Source organism: Variovorax paradoxus (genome assembly GCF_029919115.1).
GTDB classification, from domain to species: domain Bacteria; phylum Pseudomonadota; class Gammaproteobacteria; order Burkholderiales; family Burkholderiaceae_C; genus Variovorax; species Variovorax paradoxus_O.
Genome location: NZ_CP123990.1, coordinates 2138858 through 2161479 on the forward strand (window position 1 = coordinate 2138858; position 22622 = coordinate 2161479).

The following is a 22622-nucleotide window of genomic DNA, read 5'->3' on the forward strand; positions in this document are numbered from 1 at the left end:
AATTCCATAGCCAGGAGCAAACGCCATGGCGCAAATCGGCAAGGCACCCTGCGACAACGCCTTGATCCTGCATGGCGCCAAGGCCCAGGATGGCGTCTGTCCCGACGCTTCCAAACCGTGGGTGCTGGCCGCTGCCATCTTGGGCTCCAGCATGGCCTTCATCGACGGCACGGTCGTCAACGTGGCGCTGCCGGCCATCCAGGCGGACCTGCGGGCGACCGCATTCCAGGCGCAATGGGTCGTCGAGTCGTATGCCTTGCTGCTTGCGGCGCTGCTGCTGGTGGGCGGCGCGCTCGGCGACCATTTCGGGCGGCGCCGCATCTTCGCGATTGGGGTCGGCATCTTCGCCGTTGCATCGGTCGCTTGCGGGCTGGCGGCCAACGTGCAGCAGTTGATTGCCGCGCGCGCGGTTCAGGGCATTGGCGGTGCCTTGCTGGTGCCCGGCAGCCTGGCACTCATCAGCGCGGCTTTTCCTGAAAAAGAGCGCGGCAAGGCCATCGGCGTGTGGTCGGGCTTCAGCGGCATTACCGCGGCTGCAGGGCCGGTGCTCGGAGGTTTTCTGGTCGACCATTTCTCTTGGGCCTGGGCCTTTTTCATCAATGTGCCGATGGCGCTTCTGGTGCTGTGGATCGTGTGGCGGCACGTGCCCGAAAGCCGTGGGTCGTCCGCAAGCGGCGGGCTCGACTTTTTGGGTGCGCTGCTGGCTACCGCCGGGCTCGGCGGCATCGTCTACGCGTTCATCGAGGCACCTACCCAGCACTGGAACTCGCCCGCCGTGCTTGCAGCTTTGGGCATCGGCATTGCGGCCAGCGCGGGTTTCATCGCCGTGGAGCGCAGGGCGCAAACGCCCATGCTCCCGCTTGCGCTGCTGCGGATCGGCAACTTCAGCGGGGCCAACCTGCTCACCTTGCTGCTGTATGCCGCGCTCGGCGGCAGCCTGTATTTCTTTCCGCTCAACCTCATTCAGGTGCAGGGCTACTCCGCCACGGCGGCGGGCGCGGCGCTGCTGCCGTTCATCCTCATCATGTTTGCGCTCTCGGGCTGGGCGGGCCAGCTGGTCGACCGTTTCGGCCCGCGGCTGCCGCTGGTCATCGGCCCCTCGATTGCCGCCGTCGGCTTTGCGCTGTTCGCGGTGCCCGGCGTCGGAGCGAGCTATTGGAGCGGCTTTCTTCCGGCAGTGGTGGTGCTGGGCTTCGGCATGACCGTGACGGTGGCGCCGCTCACCACCACAGTGATGAACGCGGTCGGTCCCGAGCAGGCCGGCGTGGCCTCGGGCGTCAACAACGCAGTGTCGCGCGCAGCTGCGGTGCTGGCCATTGCCGTGTTCGGCCTGGTCATGGCCTGGGCTTTCGACAGCACGCTGGCCGAGAGCCTGCGCGGCATGGGTGCCTCGGCGGAAGTGTCTGCGTTTCTGGAGGGCGAGCGCAACAAGCTGGCCGGCGCCGCGCTGCCGCCGGGCGTCGATGCGGCCACCGCCGCGGCCTTGAAGCGCGCCGTGGCCGAATCCTTCGTGGCGGGCTTTCGGTGGGTGATGCTGCTGAGCGCGGGGCTGGCGGTGTTCAGTGCGTTGAGTGCCTGGCTGATGATTGGCGGGGGCGGGGCTGCGCCGGCTCCTCAGGAGCGGACCGGCGCTTCGCCGCAATGAAGACTTCGCTCTGACAGGCGCTGCACGGGTTGACAAGATCCTTGCACCGCCCCGATACTGAACCTACAGGTTCATTATCAAAAAACCAGGAGATTCCCATGCAGAAAATCGTTCCCTGCCTCTGGTTCGACCGCAACGGCGAAGACGCGTTGAAGTTCTACACCAGCATCTTCCCGAATTCGCGCCTGACCGAAAAGCAGTTCTGGGGCGACGAGAACCCCAGCCTCAAGGGCTCGCTGCTCACCGCGATGTTCGAGCTCGACGGGCAGGAGTTCATGGTGCTCAATGGCGGGCCGCAGTACAAGTTCACTCCGGCCATCTCGATGCTGGTGCGGTGCGAAACGCAGGCCGAGGTGGACAACTACTGGGACAAGCTGCTCGAAGGCGGCGGCCAGCCGGTGCAGTGCGGCTGGCTCACCGACCGCTACGGCGTGTCGTGGCAGGTGGCACCCATGCCCATCCTGCGCATGTTCCAGGACAAGGACCCGGCCAAGGCCGCGCGTGCAATGCAAGCGATGATGAAGATGATCAAGCTCGACATCGCCACTGTGCAGAAGGCATTCGACGGCGAGTGACCCCTGCCGCGGCTGCTACACCAGCCGCCGGATCGCCTTCTTGCGCCACACCAGCCGGTAGTAGGCCGTCTGCAGCAGCAGCATCGCCCCGAAAGTCACGGGGTAGGCATACCAGATGCCGTTGAGCCCGATGCGGTGGCTCATGAACCAGGCCACCGGCACCTCGATCCCGATGAGGCAGAGGATCGAGATGGCCGTGGGCACCAGCACCGAGCCGCTGGCCCGCATGATCCCCGAGATGGCCGCGGCCATGCCGAAGATCACCATGCTCCACAGCATGATGTGCAGCAGCGTCTGCGCAATTTCGATCACCGGCGCGCTGGTAATGAAAAAGCCCATGAGATGGCGCGAGAACAGGTAGCCCAGCAGCACCAGCCCGCCGGTGAGCGCAAGGTTCATGAGCAGCGCGGTCTTGGCGATGGCGCCGAGCCGGTCTGCGCGGCCCGCACCGATGGCCTGTGCGCCGAGGATCGAGGCGGTGATTGCAATGGAGATGGCCGGAAACTGCACATACGCCACCACCTGGTTCACCGCGCCATACGCCGCGGTGGCGCCGGAGCCATAGCCGTTCACCAGCGAGAGCAGGGCGATTTCAGCCAGCGCCACCACGATCATCTGCACGCCCGTGGGCACGCCCACCTTGAGCACCGCCTTCAATAGCTTGGGGTCGATGCGCAAGTGGCGGATCAACTCTGCGTCGGGTGCCAGCGGACTGTTGCGGCTGCGCAGGCGCCAGCCCAGCCACAGGGTGGCGATGACGAAGGCCACCACCGTGGCCCAGGCGCCGCTTGCAACGCCGAGCTGCGGCAAGCCGCCCCAGCCGCGAATGAGCGCCGGCGTGACGATGAGACCCGTCACGGTGGAAATGATCAGCGTGAGCAGCGGAGTGACCGTGTCGCCGACACCGCGCAGCATGGCGGTGGACAGCAGAAAGACGAACAGCCCCGGCATTGCAATCAGCATGATGCGGGCATAGCTCGTGGAATCGGCCAGCACGTCAGGCGGCGTGCCGAGCAGTGCCAGCAGCGGCGTGGTGAAGGCGCCGCCGAACACCGCCACGGCAAGCCCGAGCAGGATGCCGACCGCCAGCGTGGTGCCCGCCACGGCCTTGGCCTTGGCGACGTCTCGCGCGCCCCAGGCCTGGCCGATGAGCACCGAAGCCCCGGCCCCCAGCCCGATGACGAAAGCAATGAAGAAGAACATCACCGGAAAGAAGCTCGACACCGCCGCCAGGGCGCTGACACCGATCATCTGGCCGATGTAGATATTGTTGATGGTGCCCGACAGCGACTGCAGGATGTTGCTGAGCAGCATCGGCGCAAGGAAGAACAAGAAGGTCTTCCAGAGCGCTCGCGGCGCGCCGACGGCAGCAACGGGTGTGCCGCGCAGGCCGGTCTTGTCCGCGGGAACTTCGGTGGTGGCGGTTGGCGTGGTGCTCATGCGGCGCTCCACGCGGCTGCGGAAAGCTTCTGCAGATGCGCCCTGACGTCTTCGGGCCATGGCGCAGTCAGTTCATCGAAGCGCTCGCATTCACCCGCGAACAGCGCGCGCGTGGCTTCCTCGAAGCCGCTGAGATTGCCCGCAATGGCCGTCATGAAGCGGTAGGCAGCTTCGCGCGCGGCACGTACGGTGTCGCGGTCGGCGTGCACACGGCGCGCGTCGTCAATGAGGCGCCGCAATGCAACCGAGGCGCCGCCCGGCTGCCGGCCGAGCCAGTCCCAGTGGCGCGGCAGCAGGGTGACTTCGCGTGCCACCACGCCGAGCTTGGGGCGGCCGACAGTGCGCGGTGCTTCGTCGTGGGTCTGGGGTTCGGCGGGTGCAGCTTCTTCGCGCAGGTCGAGATCGAGCGGTGCACCGGTCGAGTCGTCGAAAAGCAGCACGGAGGCAGCGTAAGGAAGCTGGCGCAGTTGCGCGATGACTTCGCTTCTGGTGCCGCCTGCAATACGCCGGAAACCGGAAAAAGCGGTAATGGTGGTGCTGGCCAGGGCTGTTGGACTTGTTGAGGCTGGCATGGAGGTGTTCATGCCATTAATTTTATCCGGGTAAAAGATAAAAAAGCAATATACCCGGGTAAAAATATCAGAACGCTTGGCCGCGCAGCCGGCGCCAGAAGCGATGTACACGCCAGTTGAAGGCGCGCACCACGCGCCAGGGGCGGCTCTCGCGAACAAGCGTCAGCACGTGGTCTTTCCAAGCTTTCCAGCGCGGGTACCAGCGGGCGAACAGCGGAATGCGCATGAGCGCAGCTTCGACCAGCTGGAAGATCCGCGCCACGATCGCGGTGCCTACCAGCTTGGCGATGACCAGCAAGCTGACGGCGCTTGCCGAATGCCCTTGGCCGAACAGGTAGAGCGCCAGCACCTTGACCGGCAACAGCAGCAGCACGGGCAGGAAAAACGCCGGCAGCGCGCCCCATGGCGGGAGATTGCGCAGCCAGTTTTCCGCACGGGCCCAAAGCGGCAGGCGCGCCAGCCGGGCGGCAAAGGCAGCCAGCGGCACCCAACCCCATTCCTCGAACAGCAGCACCGGCACCAGCAGCACGGCCACCAGCGTGCGCAGCAGTTTTCGCAGCGCCGATGCGGGACGAGGGCCGGCCGGCGGGGGAGCGGATGGAGGAGGGGTTTGCACCGGGGCGATTGTGCGGCCTGCCGCCGGCGTCCACCGAATGGCCGCCTTCCGCCCTATGGCAAACTTCAGCGCTTTATTCGCCAAGCACCGTCGGCCCAGCCGGCCGTGCGTGACAGGGACGTCATCCAGAAATGCAGAAAATCATTCGCCAGCTTGCCGCCGAGATCAAGGTAGGCGAGCACCAGGTGAAGGCGGCCATCGAACTGCTCGATGGCGGTGCCACGGTTCCGTTCATTGCCCGATACCGCAAGGAGGTCACCGACGGCCTCGACGACATTCAGCTGCGCGAGCTTGAAGCGCGCCTGGCCTACCTGCGCGAGCTCGAAGACCGCCGCGCCGCGGTCATCAAGAGCATCGACGAGCAGGGCAAGCTCACCCCCGAACTGCGCGCCGCGATCGAATTCGCCCCGACCAAGCAGGAGCTCGAAGACCTGTACCTGCCGTTCAAGCAGAAGCGCCGCACCAAGGGCCAGATTGCGCGCGAATTCGGCATCGAGCCGCTGGCCGACAAACTGCTGGCCGATCCAACGCTCGACCCCGCAGTGGAGGCCAAGGCCTTCCTGCAGCCCGCCACCACGCTCGACGACGGCAAGCCGGGCCCCGATTTCTCGACCGTGCCGGCCGTGCTCGACGGGGTGCGCGACATTCTTTCCGAGCGCTGGGCCGAAGACGCGGCGCTGGTGCAGGGCCTGCGCGAATGGCTGTGGGCCGAGGGCCTGCTCAAGTCGACGCTGATGGCCGGCAAGGACGAGAACAACGCCGACGTCGCCAAGTTTCGCGACTACTTCGACTATGACGAGCCGATCGGCCGCGTGCCTTCGCACCGCGCGCTGGCCGTGTTTCGCGGCCGCGCGCTCGACATCCTCGATGCCAAGCTGGTGCTGCCGGTGGAGCCCGAACCGGGCAAGCCCAGCATCGCCGAAGGCCGGATCGCGCTGCACCTGGGCTGGAGCCACGCAGGCCGCCCGGCCGACGACCTGATCCGCAAGTGCGTCGCCTGGACCTGGCGCGTGAAGCTCGCGCTTTCGACCGAGCGCGACCTGTTCACCCGCCTGCGCGAAGACGCCGAGAAGGTCGCCATCAAGGTGTTTGCCGACAACCTGCGCGACCTGCTGCTGGCCGCTCCCGCCGGCCCGCGCGTGGTGATGGGCCTGGACCCGGGCATTCGCACCGGCGTAAAGGTGGCCGTGGTCGACGCGACCGGCAAGCTGGTTGAAACCGCCACCGTGTTCCCGCACGAACCGCGCAAGGACTGGGAAGGCTCGCTGCACACGCTCGGCAAGCTGTGCGCCAAGCACGGCGTGAACCTGATCGCCATTGGCAACGGCACCGCCAGCCGCGAGACCGACAAGCTGGCCGCCGACCTCATCAAGCTGCTCGCCAAGATGGCGGCCCAGGCCGGCGCACCCGAGATGAAGGTCGACAAGGTGGTGGTGAGCGAGGCCGGCGCTTCGGTTTATTCGGCCAGCGAATTCGCCTCGCAGGAAATGCCCGATGTGGACGTGAGCCTGCGCGGCGCCGCCAGCATTGCGCGCCGCCTGCAAGACCCGCTGGCCGAACTCGTGAAGATCGACCCCAAGAGCATCGGCGTGGGCCAATATCAGCACGACGTGAACCAGAGCGAACTGGCGCGCACGCTGCAGGCCGTGGTGGAAGACTGCGTGAACTCGGTGGGCGTGGACCTCAACACCGCGAGCGTGCCGCTGCTCAGCCGCGTGTCGGGCCTGTCGGCCAGCGTGGCCAAGGCCGTGGTGCGCTGGCGCGAATCGAACGGTGCGTTCTCCACGCGCAAGCAGCTGCTCGACGTGACCGGCTTCGGCCCCAAGGCCTTCGAGCAGAGCGCCGGCTTTCTGCGGATTCGCGACGGCGCAGACCCGCTCGACATTACCGGCGTGCACCCTGAGACCTATCCGGTGGTGGAACAGATCATCGTGAAGACCGGCAAGCCGATCGCCGAACTGATGGGCCGCGCCGAGATGCTCAAGACGCTCAAGCCCGAGCTGTTCGCCAACGAGAAGTTCGGCGTCATCACGGTGAAGGACATCCTCGGCGAACTCGAAAAGCCCGGCCGCGACCCGCGCCCCGACTTCAAGGTGGCGCGCTTCAACGACGGCGTGGACGACATTGCCGACCTGAAGGAAGGCATGATCCTCGAAGGCACCGTGAGCAACGTGGCGCAGTTCGGCGCCTTCATCGATCTGGGCGTGCACCAGGACGGTCTGGTGCACGTGAGCCAACTGAGCCACAAGTTCGTGAACGATGCGCGCGAAGTGGTGAAGACCGGCGACATCGTCAAGGTCAAGGTGATGGAAGTGGACGTGGCACGCAAGCGCATCGGGCTCTCCATGAAGCTCGACGCGGCCCCAGCCCGCCGCGACGGCCCGCGCGACAACCGCTTCGAAGGCGCGGGACGCGGCCAGCAGCAGGGTTCGCGCCGCGACAGCGCGCCGCAGCCCGCGGGCCAGATGGCCAGCGCGTTTGCCAAGCTGCAGGGGCTGCGCAAGTAAACCGGCCGCACGGTTCTTGCTGAGGCAGCCGGCATGACGATGAAGGCACTGCGCATCTATGCCGGCCCGGCGGCCCGCAAGCACATCGAGGCGAACGGCCTGCGCCCGCAGGACGTGCGCACCATTCCCGGCGCCGCGGGCGGCCCCAAGGGGCTGATCCTCGGCCCGCTCGACCGCTTCATCTTCGGTCGCTGGCTCACGCAGTCGAGCCAGCCCGTGCACCTGGTGGGCGCATCGATCGGTGCGTGGCGGCTTTCGACGGCCTGCCTGTCCGATCCGCAGAAGGCCTTCGAGCGCTTTGAGCACGACTATGTGCGCCAGCAGTTCGAAGTGCCGCCAGGGCAGAAGCGGCTCAGCCCCGACCAGTTGAGCGCGCGCTTTGCCGAGAGCCTGCATGAGTTCTACGGCGGGCGCATCGGCGAGGTGCTCAACCACTCGCGCTACAAGCTCCATGTGGTGACCTCGCGCGGCCGCCACATCCTCGGGCGAGAGGGCAGGGCGCGCACGCCCTTCGGCTACCTGGGCGCCTTTGCCACCAACAGCCTGCACCGCAAGAGCCTGGGCGCATGGCTGGAGCGCTGCGTGTTCTCCACGCCCGGCGCGGCCCTGCCTTTCGGCACCAACGACTTTCGTACGCGGCAGCACGCGCTGAGCGAAGAGAACTTCAACATGGTGCTGCAGGCATCGTGCTCGATTCCGTTCCTTCTTGCCGCCGTGCACGACATTCCGGGCGCGCCACGCGGCGCCTACTGGGACGGCGGCATTACCGACTATCACCTGCACCTGGACTACCAGCCGGCCGACGAAGGCATCGTGCTGTATCCGCATTTCCAGCGCTCGGTGGTGCCGGGCTGGCTCGACAAGGGCCTGCGCTGGCGGCACAAGTCCACCGGCTTTCTCGACCGCATGGTGGTGCTCGCACCCGACGCCGACTGGGTGCGCTCGCTGCCCAACGGCAAGCTGCCCGATCGCAAGGACTTCATCCGTTTTGCAAACGACGCGCAGGCCCGCATCGGCGCCTGGGGCAGGGCGACGCGCGAAGCGCAGCGGCTGTCGGATGAGTTCGAGGCGTGGCTTTCAACCGGCCGGACGCAAGACCTGCTGCCGCTCTGAAAACGCATCGCCGGGGCAAACCCTGAGGCTGCGGGCGCGCAGCGCCTTCGAGAATGGGCCGTTCACTCTTTTCAGAGAAAGCCGCCCCTCATGCAGCAGGCCCCGATTTCACGCCGCCGATTCACCCTTGCCGCCGCAGCAGCCGCAACCATCCCGTTGCCCGCGCTGGCGCAAAGCGCCTGGCCCAACAAGCCGATCCGCATCATCGTGCCGTACACGCCGGGCGGCTTTACCGACCAGATGGCACGGCTGGTGCAGGTGGGCCTGCAATCGCGGCTCGGACAGCCGGTGCTCGTCGACAACAAGCCCGGTGCCAACAGCCTGATTGGCGTCGATGCCATTGCCAAGGCCGCGCCCGACGGCACCACCTTCGGCGTTGTCATTGCGGCCTATGCGGCCAACACCACGCTGTACCCCAAACTGCCGTATGACCCGAAAAAGGACCTGAGCGGTGTTTCGTTGATGGGCGTGTCGCCGCTGCTGGCGGCGGTCAACGTCGATGCGCCGTTCAAGACCGCGCGCGAACTCATCGACTACGCGCGTGCCAACCCGGGCAAGGTGAGCTTCGGTTCGTCCGGCAACGGATCGGCCGCGCACCTGACGACCGAGCTGTGGAAGTCGCTCACGCAGACCTACATGATCCACATCCCGTACCGCGGTGCGGTGCCGGCGCTCACGGATTTGATGGGCGGCCAGATCCAGCTGTTCTTCGATGCGCCCACGGGCCTCATCAACCAGGCCAAGGCGGGGAAGGTGCGGCTCATCGGCGTGGCTGGCGACAAGCGCCTGGCCGCCGCGCCCGATGTGCCCACCTTCATCGAACAAGGCTTTGCCGGCTTCACCGGCAGCACCTGGGCCGGCATGCTGGCGCCAGCGGGCACGCCGCGCGACATCATCAAGCGCATGTCGGAAGAGGTGGCGCGCGTGATCAAGAGCGACGAAACGCGCGCCAAGCTCGATGCCATGGGCACGATTCCGGCGGGCAGCACGCCGGAGGAGTTCGACGCCTTCATCGCGGCCGAAACCACGAAATGGGCGAAGGTGATCCGCACCGCCGGCGTGAAGGCGGAATAGCGGAACAGGCGAGCGAAGAAAGCCTCAGGCCGCCAGCACCAGCACCTTGAACTGGCTCGGCACGATCCGCATGCCCACGATGTTGCAGCGGTTCTGCACCGACAGGCTGGTCATGCGCGTACAGGGCGTGCCCTTGAGCAGTACGGTGAAAGCGCCCGTGATGTGGCGCGAAGGCCCCATCACGGTCTGCGACACCACGCCCATCAGCACGCCCGCGTTGTCGCCGTTGGTGATGGGCGTGACGGTGGCCAGGTTGTGGGCCGGCGTGCCGCCGTACAGGATGTTCCAGGCATTGGGAATGGCCGTAGGCCCGAGCGCGAAGTTCGGGTAAGGGATGGGCAGCGCCGGCGGCGTCTTGCAGACGTCGGGGATGGCGAGATCGAGGCCCATCATCTGGCAGTTGGCGAACATGCGGTGCTCCTTTTTTTCAGCCCATGTGGATCTGCTCGGCATCTACCTTGACCAGCCCCTTGCTGGTCAGCAGCGTGTTCTTCGAATGCAGGCGCAAGGTCTGCTCTGCCTGGATGTCGATCTGGCCGGCACGCACCTGTTCCATCTCCTCGGTCAGGCGGAAGCTCGAGCGGGTGAGCAGGTTGAGGCGATCCAGCACCACTTCGCAGGTGCGCCCGACGAAGCGCGACACCAGCACGCTGAAGCGGATGCGGGCGCCCTGGTAGTCCATCTCCCCGATCTCGCAATGGGCCCGCTGGGCCTGCGCGCGCCACTCGGGCGACCGCATCTCGACCGAGGTGTCCGACTCCAGCGCTATCGGGCCGGCGCTGCGCGCGCGGATGCCGCCCGAGCGCGACACCAGCGTCAGGTCGCCGTCCACGGCCAGCGTCGCCTGCCGCGGGTCGGCCTGGACGACCACCGCGATGACGAAGCTGTCGCCCTGGCGGGTCGAGGTGATCAGCACCGTATCGCCCGGCGCGGGCAGCAGCAGGCAGCTGGCGACGCGCCGGCAGCGCAGCGGTCCCTGGCCGTCGTCGAGGTCGACCTCGAACCAGGGATCGCCATCGCTGGCGATCACCGTGGCGGTCCGCGTGCCCGAGTCCGCGCGGGCCGCATGTGAAGGGCGCTGCATGAGCGGATCCAGCACGCCTTGCGTTGCATGGCGTGCAGTGGCGACCGTGTCGCCGGCGGTGGTCCGGGTGATGGTCCGGGTGGAGGTCATGGGCTTTCTTTCTTCGGGCGGCGGCCATGGATGTCGCGGTCCAGGCGAGACGGGCGCTCGGGTTGCTGCAGCGCCACCTTCTCGGCTTCGTGCAGCGCAGGGTCCCGGTCCAGCGTACCCAGGCGGGTACTGAACCTGGCGCCCTCCAAATCGGCGCGATGAAACACGGTGCGCAGGAAAGCGGCATCGCGGAAGTCGGCCTGGACCAGCGAGGCGTAGGAAAAATCGGCGTAGTCCAGGCGGCTGCCGGCGAATGCGGTCTGCCCGCAGTGCGCGCGATGGAAGACGCCCTGCTCGAGCTGCGCTTGCGAGAAGTCTGCGCCGTCGAGATGAGCGTCGACCCAGATGCTCTGCTGGAAATGACCGCGCCGCGCATCGACGCCGCGCAGGTCCGCCTCGGGAAACAGGCACTGCATGGCCTGCGCCCCGGCCAACACCGCATTGCGCAGATCGGCACCCTTGAAGTTGCACTGCGTGAGGCGCGCGTCGCGGAATCGGCACGCCGTCAGCGCCGCATCGATGAACTGGCAGAGGTGGAACTGCTGCCCGGAGAAGTCCTGCCCCGCAAGATCCGCCTTGCTGAAAATCGCGTTCGTGAAGCTGGCTCCGGCGTAGCGCGTGCCCGCCAGCGCTGCGCGAAAGAAGATGGTCGACGAGAAGGCCACCGCATTGAAGGACGCGCCCGTCAAGTCGCACTCGGAGAACACGGCTTTGTCGAGGCTGGCACGGTCCAGGCAGGCGTTGCGCAGCTCGCTTTGATGCAAGTTCGCCTGGTCCATGAAGGCCTCTTCCAGCCGAATGCCCCACAGCTTGCAGCCGCTGAACACCGAATGCGGCATGGAGGCCGCGTCCAGCACCGCATCCTGCAGGCTGCACTCGTGGAAGGCGGCGCGCGTCAGCTCCGCCGCCGGCAACTGCGCCTGGTCGAAGCGGCATTTCTCGAAGAGCGATTCGCCCAGGCGCGCGGCATCGGCCTGAACGCCCCGGAAGCTGCATTCGCTGAACACGCCGCCGCGCAGGTCGATGCCTCTCAGGTCCATGTTGCTGAAGTCCTTCTCGCGTATCGGCTCGCCGTTGCGGACCTGGGCTGCCAGTGTCTCGGCGTTCACGCGCCGCTTGCCTCGGGGCGCCGGGGCAGTGTCTTCATCTGGTCGATGTGGGCACCCAGGGTGATCGTGCCCGGGGTGATGAGGATCTGGGAGACATCGGCACGGAACAGGTTGGCCTCGCCCAGGTCGGCACCGACCAGGCAGGCCTTCTGAAGGTTGGCATTCATGAGATTGGCGAGCCGCAGGGAGGCACGCGTGAAATCGGCGCGGATGAAGAGGCTGTCGGGCGCCGCCGCCGCGCGCAGGTCCGCGCCCTTGAGCGACGCGGAGGAGAAATCGCAAGTATCGAGCGTAGCCCGCCTGAAGTTCGCGTCATCGAGAGGCAGCTCGCGCAGGGTGCAATGCACCAGCGTGGCATCCTCGAAGTCGGCCTCGCGAAGATCCGTGGTGCCGACGAAGCTGGTGGTCTTGAGCAGTGCACGCCGAAACCGGATGCCCTTGTGCAATGGAGTGTGGGCCCAGCTGCAGGCTTCGACGGTGGCGCCGGAAAAATCCACCGACTCGAATTCGGCCTGCACGAACAGCACCTTTTCCAAGCGAGCCTCGCCGAAGTCGCAGCGCGCCAGCCGGCAGTGCTCGGCCATGCTCACGTAGCGGAGGTCGGCGCGCCGCAGGCTGCAATCCGCGAGTTCGATTCCCTGCAGCAACAGATGGCTCCACCTCGCTTCGTCGAGACAGCAGCGGTCGAGGCGCAGCTTCTCCATCTGCGTGCGCTCGAAGCGGGCCTGCGCGAAGTTGGTGTTTTCGCAGCGCGCGAGGCTGAGGTTGGCACGCTCCAGGTTGCAGCCCGTCAACGAGGCCTGGCGCAGGTCGGCGCGCACCAGCACCGATTGGCTCAAGTCGGCGCCATCCAGGCGGGTGCCCTGGAAGAGGGCGCCTTCGAGCAAGGTCTGGTGCATGCGGGCGCCCCGCAGATCGAGGCCCGACAGGTCGCAGCCCGTCAGATCCATGGCGGAAAGATCGCGGTCCGCGGCCATGGCGGCGAGCACGCGTTCGCGCGTCTGCGCATTCTGTTCGGCAGCCATCGGATCGGCAGCGGCCTGGTGGTGGGCCGCCATGCGGTACAGCGTCAGCATGTCCTGCCGGCCCCGCTGCCCGAGGGCCTGCAGCTCGGCGTGCTCGGCGGCGCTCATGGCCGGGGTGCCCGTGGCCGCGGCGATGCCGGCCAGGCCCTTGACGATTGTCTCGGCCTCGAATTTCGGCGGGCCCTTGAGCTGCGCGTTCCGGCTTTCCTCGTCGGTGATCCGGCTGCTGTCGAAGCCCGCCTTGCGCGATTCGGATGCGTTGTCCCGGGCCGCCTTCGCGACCTCCTGCCTGGCTTCCTCCAGCTTGCGTTGCTGTTCGCGCTGGTAGGCGCGTGTGTTGTCGATGAACTCGGGCAGCTCGGCCAGCGTGGGCATCTTGTCGAAAGGCTTCGGCAGGGGCCGTTCCCGGAAATGGCGCGCCTTGTGGCCGGCCTCCAGTCCGCGCGCCGTCAGCTCGGCACGCAGGCGCTCGCCCTTGTCCTTGATGTTCCTTGCCAGGATCGATTCGCGCGCGTCGATCTGGTCCAGCCAGGGACCGATGGCCGAGGCGGGCAGCAGTTCCTCGTCGAGCAGCGCATGGATCGCGCCTTTCTCCAGGTTGCAGCGATTCTCGAAGACCTTCTCGTAGTGGGAGAGGGGGCGCAGCGGGCTGTCTGCCGCCTCCATTGCCGGCATGACATGCGTGATGTCCGCGGCATCGTCCTCGGCAATGAGCGTCTCGCCGTGAAAGATCAGCATGACCTGCGCCATGTCCGGGAAGAACCAGGCGGTGGTCAGCCGCAGCGGCACCTCTTCCAGTGCAAGGGGCCGCGCAGACTTTCTCGCCACGAAGCCGCGTGCGCGCAGATCCGGAAGCCGTCCGCGCAGCACCGCATGCTCTGGGTGCATGTTCCAGATCTCGTAGGGGGCGGCTGCGGGAATGGACAGTTCGTCTTTCCAGCGTTGTTCCGGAGCCGCGGCGTTGAAGAACTGCCAGTCCATGTCGCGCGCAAAACCGGGGTAGAGGGTCTCGCGCCACTGGTCGCCGTAGTCCGTTCCCAGCAGCTTCAGGCGTTCGGGCAGATCGACGTCCATCGCAGCCGGGCAGGCCGGGACCGGCCTGCGGTCGGGGCGATCCATGCCATCGCCCGGGCGTTCGACATTGGGAAGCCGCTGCACCAGCAGGCCATTGACCATCTCGGGTGCGTACCCGATGCCCGCGGGGTTGGCGGCAAAGCCGGGGCCACCGAACGCATGTCGCCAGTCCAGGCGCATGGTGTCGAAAGCCTGCGGCTCGGTGGCGCGGCCATCCAGCCAGTAGCGGTCGCCCGAAACGAGGAACTGGCGTCGCAAGGTGCCGACGCGCAGGTCGACCGCGCAGCGCGTCTTGTCCTGCTGGTGGCAGGTGTAGGCCTGGCCGCTCACCAGGAATTCGGGCCGCAGCTTGGGAATGCCGAGATCGATTGCGGACTGGTTTCCCAGTTCGGCAGAGACGGTTTTCCAGAGCTCCGTCTCGGGCAGCAGCACGCCCCCTTCGCCGAGGGTGTGCATGCCGATCACGGTGAGTGCAAGACGCTGGCTTTGCGCGCGCAGGAAGGGTCGCGTAAGGACGCTCAGGCGCAGGGGCTTGATGGTTTTCACGGCGGCATCAGCGCCTTGCGCCGCGGATCTCCAGCGGGGTGTGCCTGCGGTCGATGGCCAGTCGCGACGGATCTTGCGGGTCCTGCAGCAGATGAATGTCGGGCCGGCCCGCGGAAAAATGGGCCAGCAGGTCCTCGTCGATGAGCGTGCGCAAGGTGGTCTGCTGCTCGATGCCGGCGGCATCGACGTAGGCAACGCCCAGCTGCACGGCCGTCATGCGCTGCCCGATGGGGCCGCGCCGGGAGTAGCCGCTGGGCGAGCGCACCAGGGAAACCGCGACGCCCTGCAGCGGACGCCCACTGGCCTGCAACTGCTGCGACAGCCGGCCTTCCTCGGCATAGGCGCGATGGCTCATCAGCGCCACTGCGAGCACGATTGCGGCGAGCGCGATCACGCCCAGGCTGACGATGCCGAACACCCCCCACAGCACGATATCGAGCACGTTTTCCACGCTTCAGAGCAGGATCTTGAGCGCCTGGATGCCGGCGCGCAGGCCGCCCGTCTTGATCTCCGTGCCCACGAGCTGGATGAGCGCACCGGCATCCCCCAGCGACATTGCCTTGTTCTTCCACTCCGCGCCCACGGCCTCCAGCTTCACGCCGATGGCCTGCGCCTGAACGCCGATAGCCATCGAACGCACGGCCACCACACCCAGCGAAATGCCCGACACGTCCATGTTCAGGCCGGTGCCGCCCAGGCGGAACCACCTCCAGTCGCTGCTCTTGGAGTAGTTGTTGGTGTAGGAGATGGAATTGTTGGTGTAGTTGACCGTCAGGTTGTTGTAGGTGTTCGACGTTGTGTTGTAGATGCTGGTGTTGATGACGTGCTGCGTCGTGTTGTGGATGTGGTTCGTCGTGTTGAAGGTCACGTCTGGAGATGTGTGCACCGTCGGGCCGGTCACCGTGGTGTTCGACGGGCCGTTGACCAGCACGGTGTTCGAGGTGTCGATGGTGTCGTTGCGTCCGCCGCTCACGAAGCGGATCTCCTTTCCATCGATGGTGCCGTGGAAGCCGCCGGTGATCGCAAGGTTGACGCCGCCCGAGATCGTGTCGTTCAGCCCGCCGCTGAGCGTGCGCTTCTTGCCGCCCGAAATGGTCTGCGTGACGCCGCCGCTGACCGTTTCGCTGAAGCCGCCGGTCACGTCGCGCGTGTCGCCGCCGGTAATGGTTTCTTTCGCGCCCGCGGTGATGTCGCGGGTTTCGCCGCTCTTGTAGGTGGCCGATTCATGGCCCTTGATGAGCGTGGTGCGCGTGCCGTCGGTGGTGTGCGTTTCGTCGGCTTCCACCTCGACGTCGAGGTTGCGCTCGGCGTGCAGCAGGATCTGCTCGGCGCCGCTGCGGTCTTCGAAGCGGAGCATGTTGGCCTGGTTGGCCGCACCGCCCGTGCTCGAGCGCGTGAGGATGCCGCTGGCGGTGGCGTTGGCCGGAAGTTCCCACGGCGGCATCTGGTCGTTGTTGTAGACGCGGCCGGTGATGATGGGGCGGTCGGGCTCGCCGCCGATGAAATCGACGATCACTTCCTGGCCCACGCGCGGCATGTGCATGGTGCCGTAGTTGGCGCCGGCCCAGTTGCTCGAAACGCGCACCCAGCACGAGCTGTTTTCGTCCGACTGTCCGTAGCGGTCCCAGCGGAACTGCAGCTTCACCCGGCCGAAGCGGTCGGTCCAGATTTCTTCGGGGCCGACCACGGTGGCGGTTTGCGGGCCGTTGGTGCGCGGCTTGGGCGTCTTGCGCGCGGGCCGGAAGGGCACGTTCGAAGGCAGCACCGTGAAGTCGAACTGGCACACCGACTCCGTGCCGATGCCGGTGGAGTACTCGGGCTCCTGCAGGTCGTAGCGGGTTTCGGTGACCAGGTACTCGCGGTTGTCCGACTCGCGCGGGCAGTGCGTCATCTCGAACAGATAGCCGGGCGCCATGCCGACCACGTTGGTGTGGCCCGCAGCGAGCTCATGCGCGCACTGCAGCTCCTGCAGGCGAATTTTCGCGTAGGTGTCGCCTTGCTGGTGTTCGCTGTAGCCGCCCAGCCATTCATAGACTTCGTAGGTCGAATGGTCGTGGCCCTTGGGGTCTTGCCGCACGCTTTGCAGCGACGCGCGCGACTTCTTGAAATCGAAATCGTCGAGCATCACGCGGCCCGAGGTGATCTGCTCGGCCACGCGCCACTGGTCGATGCAGGGCTCCATCGCATGCAGCACGCGGTCGCGCGGGCGGTAGGGAATGGTGGCGTACCCCGGAAGCTTGCGGTAGCTGCCGGTGTCGTCGGCCAGCACGAGCAGGTGCGAGCTTTTGGTGTGCTCGAAATGGTAGGCGATGCCTTCGTGTTCCATGAGGCGGTTCACGAAAGCGAAGTCGCTCTCCTGGTATTGAACGCAGTATTCCCAGGGGCGGTAGCTGCCCGCCAGACGCTTTTCGAACTCGAAGCCATATTTGCCCAGCACTTCGTCCAGCACCTCGGGCACGCTCTTGTTCTGGAAAATGCGGCAGTCGGTCGTGCGCGTAAGGTACCAGAGCCACGGCTGCACCAAGGCGCGGTACACATAGTGGCGGCCGGTTTCGTTGGCGCGGCCCACGAGTTCGAAGCGCACCACGGTACCGTTAAGAAAACGGGGCGAGCCGCCGTCTGTCAGCTCGATGGTGAGAGAAGTGCCAAGCAGTTTCTTCAGGTCGAGGTTGAAGCTCGGACTGACCATGTCGACCTCGAACTCGAACAACTGCGACAGTGCTTCCCGCCCGCGCATGGCGCGAAACTTGAGCTGCTCGGCGCTGAGTACGGTGTGAACCTGGACGGTACGCGTCATTCGGAATTTCCCTCGCCCTTGGGGCTTGTTCGGATGCAAAGCCTTCGGTTGGCAGTCTAGAAATTCCTTATGTCATATACATGACGTGGCTGTTCGGGGGCTATTGTTCTTAGGCCGTTGTTCAGGGCGCGTGCAAAGGCCACCGGGTGCTCCCCTCCGCGAATGTCCCCCGCCTTCGGCTCCTCCTTTATTTCGCTGCGGGGAGCAGCGAAATAAAGGAGGAGGCCGCAGGCCGGGGGACATTCGCGGAGAAAGGTACCCCGTCGGCGGGCGCGCCGCCCTGAACAGCAGCGCTCCTACAACCCAAAAGCTCCTACATCGACGCTTCGAGCATCGCCCTGTAGTCGTCGCGCGTAGCCAGCCGCGGGTTGGTCTTATGGCAATGGTCTGCCATGGCGCCATCGATGATCTTTTCGAACAGGTCGGGCGTCACGCCCACTTCAGCCAGGCCCTTGGGCATGCCAAGACGCGCATTCATGTCACGGATGGCCTCGGCCAAATCGCCGGCCGAATCGAGGTGCATGGCCCGGGCCATGCGCTGCAGCCGCTGCTCTTTCTGCACAGACTCCGCACCGGCATTGAAGTGGATCACCGCGGGCAGGAAGAGGGCGTTGAGCGTGCCGTGATGCAGGCGCGGATCGACACCGCCCAGGCTGTGGCTCAGTGAATGCACGCAGCCCAGGCCTTTCTGGAAAGCCATGGCGCCTTGCATTGATGCGCTCATCAGGTTCAGGCGTGCCTCGCGGTCGCTGCCGTCCTTGGTGGCGCGCTCGATGTGCAGCCAGGCACGCTCCAGGCCGTCCAGACCGATGCCGTCGGCCGGTGGGTTGAAGGCCGCCGACATGAAGGTTTCCATGCAATGCGCAATGGCGTCCATGCCGGTGGCAGCCGTGAGCCGGGGCGGCAGGCCGAGCGTGAGCTCGGGGTCGCAAATGGCCGCCTTCGGCATGAGAAACCAGCTGTGAAAGCCGAGCTTGCGGTGGTCGTCCACGATGACGATGGCGCCGCGCGCCACCTCGCTGCCGGTGCCGCTGGTGGTGGGCACCGCGATGATCGGCACCACGCGCTCGGTGATTTTCGGCGAGCCGCCTTCGATGGTGGCGTAGGTCTTGAGCGGGCCTTCGTGCGTGGCCGCGATCGCCACGCCCTTGGCACAGTCGATGGCGGATCCGCCGCCCACGGCAATGAGCCCGTCGCAGCGGGCGCTGCGGTACAGCTCCACAGCCGCGCGCACGGCGGCTTCGGTCGGGTTGGAAGGCGTCTGGTCGAACACCGCCACCTCGAGGTCGGCGATGGCGTCGAGCGCCTTCTGCAGCACGCCGGCGGCGCGCACGCCCGCATCGGTCACGATCAGCGGACGGGTGATGCCTATGCGCGCGCACTCGCTGGACAGCAGCTTGATGGCGCCGAACTCGAACTGGATCTGGGTGAGGTATTGGATGAGGGCCATGGGCGTTGATGCTTGGGGCGGTACGATTGCCGACCATTCGAATCTAACAAGAGCAATCAGTCTTGCACATGAACAAAACCCTTGCCGCTGTCGCGTCGGGCACATTGCTGACCGCCAAGATGGCGAGCGTGGTCGAGCGCATGGCCCGTGCGGGCCATCCGAGCCTGGACCAGCTCACGCCCGACGAGGCCAAGGCTTCCTACGAGAAGGGCGCCGGCGTGCTCGAGGTGCCCAAGCCCGAGCTCGCGCGCATCGAAGACTTCCGCATTACCGCGCGTGACGGCTTCGACATTCCGGCGCGGCTCTACGCGCCATCGTCGGCCAGGCTGCCGGTGCTGGTGTACTTTCATGGCGGCGGCTTCACGGTTGGCAACATCCGCACCCACGACACGCTGTGCCGCGTGCTCAGCCTGAAGAGCGGCTGCGCGGTGGTTTCGGTCGACTACCGGCTCGCACCCGCGCACAAGTTTCCGACCGCCTCCGACGATGCCTGGGACGCCTTCGCCTTTGTTGCGAACGGCGGCGCGCGCCTCGGCCTGGACACCAGCCGCCTTGCGGTGGGCGGCGACAGCGCCGGCGGCACGCTGGCCGCGGTGTGCGCCATTCTTGCGCGCGATGCGGGCTTGCCGCTTGCGCTGCAGATGCTGATCTACCCCGGCACCACCGGGCACCAGGACACCCCTTCGCACCGGCTGTACGCCAACGGGCCGCTCCTGACCAAGGCGTTGATCGACTATTTCTTCGGCCAGTATGTGCGCACGCCGGCCGACCGCGACGACTGGCGCTTTGCGCCGCTGCTGGCGGACGATGTCGAGGGCGTGGCGCCGGCCTGGATCGGGTTGGCCGAATGCGACCCGGTGGTGGACGAAGGCATTGCCTACGCCGACAAGCTGCGTGCCGCGGGCGTGGCGGTCGATCTTGAAATCTATCGCGGCGTGATCCACGAATTTCTGAAAATGGGCCGCGCGATTCCTGAAGCGCTGCAGGCGCAAAACGACGCGGCGCGCGCACTCAAAGAAGCACTGAAGCCATGAGCCAAGAAACCGTAGTACCCCAGAGAAAAGACTTCCGTTTCTTCCACCGCCTGCGCGTGCGCTGGGCCGAGGTCGACATGCAGAAGATCGTGTTCAACGCGCACTACCTGATGTACTTCGACACCGCCATTGCCGACTACTGGCGCGCGCTTGCGCTGCCTTACGAAGAGGCCATGCATGCGCTGGGCGGTGACCTGTATGTGCGCAAGGCGACGGTAGATTTTCAGGCTTCCGCCCGCATGGACGACGTGATCGACGTGGGCATGAAGTGCGCGCGCATCGGCAATTCGTCCATGGTCTTCCAAGGCGCGCTGTTTCGGCAAGACCAGTACCTGGTGGGCTGCGAACTGGTCTATGTGTTTGCAGACCCGGCCACGCAGACCTCCAAGCCGGTGCCGCCGCTATTGCGCGAAATTCTCATGGGCTTCGAAGCCGGCGAGCCGATGCGCACCGTGGAAACGGGCGACTGGAAAACCTTGGGCGAAGGCGCAAGCGCCTTGCGCCGCGCCGTCTTCATCGAGGAACAGAACATCCCCAAGGAACTGGAGTGGGACGAGCACGATGCGGTGGTGCTGCATGCGGTGGCGCGCAACCGGCTCGGCCAGGTGATTGCGACCGGCCGGCTGCTGGATGCGGTTGACGGTACAGCGATGCTCGGCCGCATGGCCGTGCACCGCGTGCTGCGCAGCGGCGGGCACGGCGCGGCAGTGGTGAAGGCGCTGGAGGAGGCCGCCAGGGCGCGCGGCGATCGCGAGATTGGCCTGCACGCCCAGCGCAGCGCGGAGCGCTTTTATGCACGGCTGGGCTACACCGTGCATGGCGAGCCCTTCGAGGAAGCCGGCATCCCGCACATCGAGATGCGCCGCACGCTCAATCAGTAGCGGGCCGGCGGGTCGGGCACATAGCCCATCTCCGAACCCGGAAAGGCGGACGGACCTTCGGGACGCGGCCAGCGCGGCGGAGGCGGAGGCACCGGAATCACGCCGGCGGCAATGAGGTTCTCGCGGCTGTCGTAGCGGATGCGAACCACCTCGTCGGGCGTGGATTGCGCGCGCTCGAAGGTGGTGTGGCCGACATGCGATGTCTCGCGCCGGCCATGGCCGGTTCCCAGGCTTGGCGACCGCCGGGCCAGCTCGCCCTTGGCCGATGCACTGGCTTCGGCGCCCAAGGCGCTGTCGGCGGAGCGGGACTGTGCCGCAGGTGCGGCCGGCGCGGCCTCCGCGACGGCAGATGGCGCCTCGCTGCGGCGCTCCATCTCGCGGTTGCTGCCGTAGCCGTCTCGTTGCGGCAGCACGATGGGCGCCGCGGGCACCCGCTCGCGGAACAGCGCGACGCCGATCACCCCCACGTCGGCCGGCCGGCCGGTGCGGCTCGCGTACGAATTGCCGACAGACGTGAACTCGAAGGCCGCGATCTGCGAATCGCTCTTGCGCCAGCCTGTGATGTCGCTGCGCTCGCCGCCGGAAAAAACGTAGCCGTTCTGCAGCACGCCCGCGGTTTCGCCGGTGACGATGTTCACGCCATCGACCGACATCACGGCCATGACACGTTCGCCCATCGCATTGCGCGCGCGAATCGCGTAGCGCGAGCCGGGCCGGCCAGCCACCCAGTATTCACCGCGGTACCGGTAGATGGGCAGCTCGCGGCCCGTGGCGCGGTCGACCACGCTCACCTGCATGAGCGAGCCGAGGCGGTCGTACGTCAAAGGCGGCGAGGGCGGCCGTATCGGGCTTTCAGCGCAAGCCGAGAGGGCGGCCAATGCGAGTGCTGTCGAGAAGATGAGTCTGCGCTTCATGGTGGTCTTCCTTGCCGGGAGTGGATCGGTAGGGCTTCTACGGAGCAGCACCGGAGGCAGGGTTAAACGCGCGCAAAAAAATAGCGCTGCCTCTTTCGGGCAGCGCCGGGCGTCCTTCTTTCAGGGCGCTGGGGTTGGCGGCAAGGCTAGATGTCTTCGAGCAGCGGATATGGCAGCGGCTCGACCGTGAGCGCCGGGCCGTCGGCGCTGCTCGCATGCAGGCCGCCGGTTTCAAGCGCCGAGATCTGGATGGAAATAAGCGCGGCCCAGCCGCCGCCAGGTACCGGCGCAGCCTGTGCCACCATGCCCACGGGCTGCTCGGCATCAGCGGCGGCGAACACTTCCTGGCCTGCGCTCACAGGCGCATCGGCCTGCACAAGGTAGGTGCGGCGCTTCAGCGTGCCGCGAAACTGGCTGCGTGCCACGATTTCCTGGCCCGGGTAGCAGCCCTTCTTGAAATTGACGCCGCCCACGGATTCGTAGTTGATCATCTGCGGCACGAAAGCCTCGACCACCGGCGTGGTCAACGTCACGATGCCGCTGCGAACCTCGCTCCACTGCCACAGGTCCGCATCGAGCGCCGGGCCTGCGGGCACCGGGCTGCCGGCAGGTGCGATCCACATGGCACGCGGCACGCCGTCGGCCGGGTAGAGCGAAACGGAGCTGATGTCTTCGCCGATGGCGGTGCGCTGGCCGGGCAGGGCGGCGGCATCGAGGCCGTTGGCGGTCAGCGCGGTGCCGGCCAAGCCGTACAGCGCGAACTGCTCCGTGGCATCGGTGAGCTTGGCCTTGGCGCGCAGCACATACATCGACAGGCGCTTGAGCGTGGCGGCCAGGATGTCCTTGCTGCAGACCAGCAGCACCAGGTCGGGTTGCGGCCGTATGCCGATGAAGCTGGCAATCACGCGGCCCTTGGCGGTGCAAAGGGCTGCCAGGCGGGCCTCCGTGGCGCCGAGCAGCGAAAAGTCCTGCGTGAGCTGGCCGTGCAAAAAGCTGGCGGCATCCGGTCCTTCGGCGCGAATCACGCCGAGGTGCGAAAGGGCGGTAACACCATTGAGAACGACAGTAGTCATCGC

19 protein-coding genes are annotated in these 22622 nt (G+C 66.5%); 7 read left to right on the forward strand and 12 right to left on the reverse strand.

What is annotated here, in order from left to right; translation table 11 throughout:
* Positions 1-25: 25 nt before the first annotated feature.
* On the forward strand, positions 26-1645 hold the full coding sequence (locus tag QHG62_RS10440) for an MFS transporter (RefSeq protein ID WP_281150790.1): 1620 nt from the start codon (positions 26-28) through the stop codon (positions 1643-1645).
* 98 nt (positions 1646-1743) lie between these two features.
* On the forward strand, positions 1744-2220 hold the full coding sequence (locus QHG62_RS10445) for a VOC family protein (RefSeq protein WP_281150791.1): 477 nt from the start codon (positions 1744-1746) through the stop codon (positions 2218-2220).
* Positions 2221-2235: 15 nt separating this feature from the next.
* Here QHG62_RS10445 and QHG62_RS10450 read toward each other — a convergent pair whose 3' ends face one another.
* The 3 genes from QHG62_RS10450 to QHG62_RS10460 all read right to left on the reverse strand — a co-directional run bounded on the left by QHG62_RS10450 (position 2236) and on the right by QHG62_RS10460 (position 4848).
* On the reverse strand, positions 2236-3660 hold the full coding sequence (locus QHG62_RS10450) for an MATE family efflux transporter (RefSeq protein WP_281150792.1): 1425 nt from the start codon (positions 3658-3660) through the stop codon (positions 2236-2238).
* The gene (locus QHG62_RS10455; protein WP_281150793.1) at positions 3657-4232 is read right to left on the reverse strand and encodes a DUF2239 family protein; all 576 of its coding nucleotides are present in this window, start codon (positions 4230-4232) and stop codon (positions 3657-3659) included. The genes QHG62_RS10450 and QHG62_RS10455 overlap by 4 nt, the downstream gene beginning before the upstream one ends.
* Positions 4233-4299: 67 nt before the next feature.
* Positions 4300-4848 carry a hypothetical protein gene (locus QHG62_RS10460; RefSeq protein WP_281150794.1) on the reverse strand — a complete coding sequence of 183 codons (549 nt, stop codon included), beginning with the start codon at positions 4846-4848 and terminating at the stop codon, positions 4300-4302.
* A gap of 131 nt (positions 4849-4979) precedes the next feature.
* Here QHG62_RS10460 and QHG62_RS10465 point away from each other — a divergent pair, with 131 nt between their 5' ends.
* From QHG62_RS10465 to QHG62_RS10475, 3 genes are all read left to right on the forward strand, one after another.
* Positions 4980-7355: a Tex family protein gene (locus tag QHG62_RS10465; RefSeq protein WP_126746332.1), complete on the forward strand. Its 2376-nt coding sequence runs from the start codon at positions 4980-4982 to the stop codon at positions 7353-7355.
* Positions 7356-7394: 39 nt separating this feature from the next.
* Positions 7395-8468: a patatin-like phospholipase family protein gene (locus QHG62_RS10470; protein ID WP_281151573.1), complete on the forward strand. Its 1074-nt coding sequence runs from the start codon at positions 7395-7397 to the stop codon at positions 8466-8468.
* A 90-nt stretch (positions 8469-8558) separates the two neighbouring features.
* Complete coding sequence (locus tag QHG62_RS10475; RefSeq protein WP_281150795.1) at positions 8559-9542, forward strand: tripartite tricarboxylate transporter substrate binding protein; 984 nt, start codon at positions 8559-8561, stop codon at positions 9540-9542.
* A gap of 24 nt (positions 9543-9566) precedes the next feature.
* On the opposite strand, the gene QHG62_RS10480 is transcribed toward QHG62_RS10475, so the two are convergent.
* The 7 genes from QHG62_RS10480 to QHG62_RS10510 form a co-directional block, all read right to left on the reverse strand.
* On the reverse strand, positions 9567-9953 hold the full coding sequence (locus tag QHG62_RS10480) for a DUF4150 domain-containing protein (RefSeq protein ID WP_281150796.1): 387 nt from the start codon (positions 9951-9953) through the stop codon (positions 9567-9569).
* Between the two features lie 16 nt (positions 9954-9969).
* Positions 9970-10716, reverse strand: a complete 747-nt coding sequence (locus tag QHG62_RS10485) for a DUF3540 domain-containing protein (RefSeq protein WP_281150797.1) — start codon at positions 10714-10716, stop codon at positions 9970-9972.
* Positions 10713-11825 carry a pentapeptide repeat-containing protein gene (locus QHG62_RS10490; protein ID WP_281150798.1) on the reverse strand — a complete coding sequence of 371 codons (1113 nt, stop codon included), beginning with the start codon at positions 11823-11825 and terminating at the stop codon, positions 10713-10715. Before QHG62_RS10490 ends, QHG62_RS10485 begins: the two co-directional genes overlap by 4 nt.
* Complete coding sequence (locus tag QHG62_RS10495) at positions 11822-14470, reverse strand: DUF2169 family type VI secretion system accessory protein (RefSeq protein ID WP_281150799.1); 2649 nt, start codon at positions 14468-14470, stop codon at positions 11822-11824. Before QHG62_RS10495 ends, QHG62_RS10490 begins: the two co-directional genes overlap by 4 nt.
* 7 nt (positions 14471-14477) lie before the next feature.
* Complete coding sequence (locus QHG62_RS10500; RefSeq protein ID WP_281150800.1) at positions 14478-14921, reverse strand: hypothetical protein; 444 nt, start codon at positions 14919-14921, stop codon at positions 14478-14480.
* 3 nt (positions 14922-14924) lie between these two features.
* Positions 14925-17267, reverse strand: coding sequence for a type VI secretion system Vgr family protein (locus QHG62_RS10505; RefSeq protein WP_281150801.1), 2343 nt, complete (start codon positions 17265-17267; stop codon positions 14925-14927).
* Between the two features lie 313 nt (positions 17268-17580).
* On the reverse strand, positions 17581-18717 hold the full coding sequence (locus QHG62_RS10510) for an iron-containing alcohol dehydrogenase (RefSeq protein ID WP_281150802.1): 1137 nt from the start codon (positions 18715-18717) through the stop codon (positions 17581-17583).
* Positions 18718-18785: 68 nt separating this feature from the next.
* Here QHG62_RS10510 and QHG62_RS10515 point away from each other — a divergent pair, with 68 nt between their 5' ends.
* On the forward strand, positions 18786-19751 hold the full coding sequence (locus QHG62_RS10515) for an alpha/beta hydrolase (protein WP_281150803.1): 966 nt from the start codon (positions 18786-18788) through the stop codon (positions 19749-19751).
* Positions 19748-20632 (forward strand): YbgC/FadM family acyl-CoA thioesterase, encoded by an 885-nt coding sequence (locus QHG62_RS10520; RefSeq protein ID WP_281150804.1) that lies wholly within the window; start codon positions 19748-19750, stop codon positions 20630-20632. The genes QHG62_RS10515 and QHG62_RS10520 overlap by 4 nt, the downstream gene beginning before the upstream one ends.
* On the opposite strand, the gene QHG62_RS10525 is transcribed toward QHG62_RS10520, so the two are convergent.
* Positions 20626-21546: a hypothetical protein gene (locus QHG62_RS10525; protein ID WP_281150805.1), complete on the reverse strand. Its 921-nt coding sequence runs from the start codon at positions 21544-21546 to the stop codon at positions 20626-20628. The two genes, QHG62_RS10520 and QHG62_RS10525, sit on opposite strands and share 7 nt — an antisense overlap.
* 146 nt (positions 21547-21692) lie before the next feature.
* Positions 21693-22619 carry a YgfZ/GcvT domain-containing protein gene (locus QHG62_RS10530; protein WP_281150806.1) on the reverse strand — a complete coding sequence of 309 codons (927 nt, stop codon included), beginning with the start codon at positions 22617-22619 and terminating at the stop codon, positions 21693-21695.
* Positions 22620-22622: the final 3 nt, after the last annotated feature.

Coding starts and splice junctions, on each gene's coding strand:
- QHG62_RS10525 (WP_281150805.1), bottom strand. CDS start 21,546: ATGAAGCGCAGACTCATCTTCTCGACAGCACTCGCATTGGCCGCCCTC.
- QHG62_RS10480 (WP_281150796.1), bottom strand. CDS start 9,953: ATGTTCGCCAACTGCCAGATGATGGGCCTCGATCTCGCCATCCCCGAC.
- QHG62_RS10450 (WP_281150792.1), bottom strand. CDS start 3,660: ATGAGCACCACGCCAACCGCCACCACCGAAGTTCCCGCGGACAAGACC.
- QHG62_RS10465 (WP_126746332.1), top strand. CDS start 4,980: ATGCAGAAAATCATTCGCCAGCTTGCCGCCGAGATCAAGGTAGGCGAG.
- QHG62_RS10505 (WP_281150801.1), bottom strand. CDS start 17,267: ATGACGCGTACCGTCCAGGTTCACACCGTACTCAGCGCCGAGCAGCTC.
- QHG62_RS10470 (WP_281151573.1), top strand. CDS start 7,395: ATGAAGGCACTGCGCATCTATGCCGGCCCGGCGGCCCGCAAGCACATC.
- QHG62_RS10440 (WP_281150790.1), top strand. CDS start 26: ATGGCGCAAATCGGCAAGGCACCCTGCGACAACGCCTTGATCCTGCAT.
- QHG62_RS10515 (WP_281150803.1), top strand. CDS start 18,786: ATGAACAAAACCCTTGCCGCTGTCGCGTCGGGCACATTGCTGACCGCC.
- QHG62_RS10455 (WP_281150793.1), bottom strand. CDS start 4,232: ATGCCAGCCTCAACAAGTCCAACAGCCCTGGCCAGCACCACCATTACC.
- QHG62_RS10475 (WP_281150795.1), top strand. CDS start 8,559: ATGCAGCAGGCCCCGATTTCACGCCGCCGATTCACCCTTGCCGCCGCA.
- QHG62_RS10520 (WP_281150804.1), top strand. CDS start 19,748: ATGAGCCAAGAAACCGTAGTACCCCAGAGAAAAGACTTCCGTTTCTTC.
- QHG62_RS10485 (WP_281150797.1), bottom strand. CDS start 10,716: ATGACCTCCACCCGGACCATCACCCGGACCACCGCCGGCGACACGGTC.
- QHG62_RS10530 (WP_281150806.1), bottom strand. CDS start 22,619: ATGACTACTGTCGTTCTCAATGGTGTTACCGCCCTTTCGCACCTCGGC.
- QHG62_RS10445 (WP_281150791.1), top strand. CDS start 1,744: ATGCAGAAAATCGTTCCCTGCCTCTGGTTCGACCGCAACGGCGAAGAC.
- QHG62_RS10510 (WP_281150802.1), bottom strand. CDS start 18,717: ATGGCCCTCATCCAATACCTCACCCAGATCCAGTTCGAGTTCGGCGCC.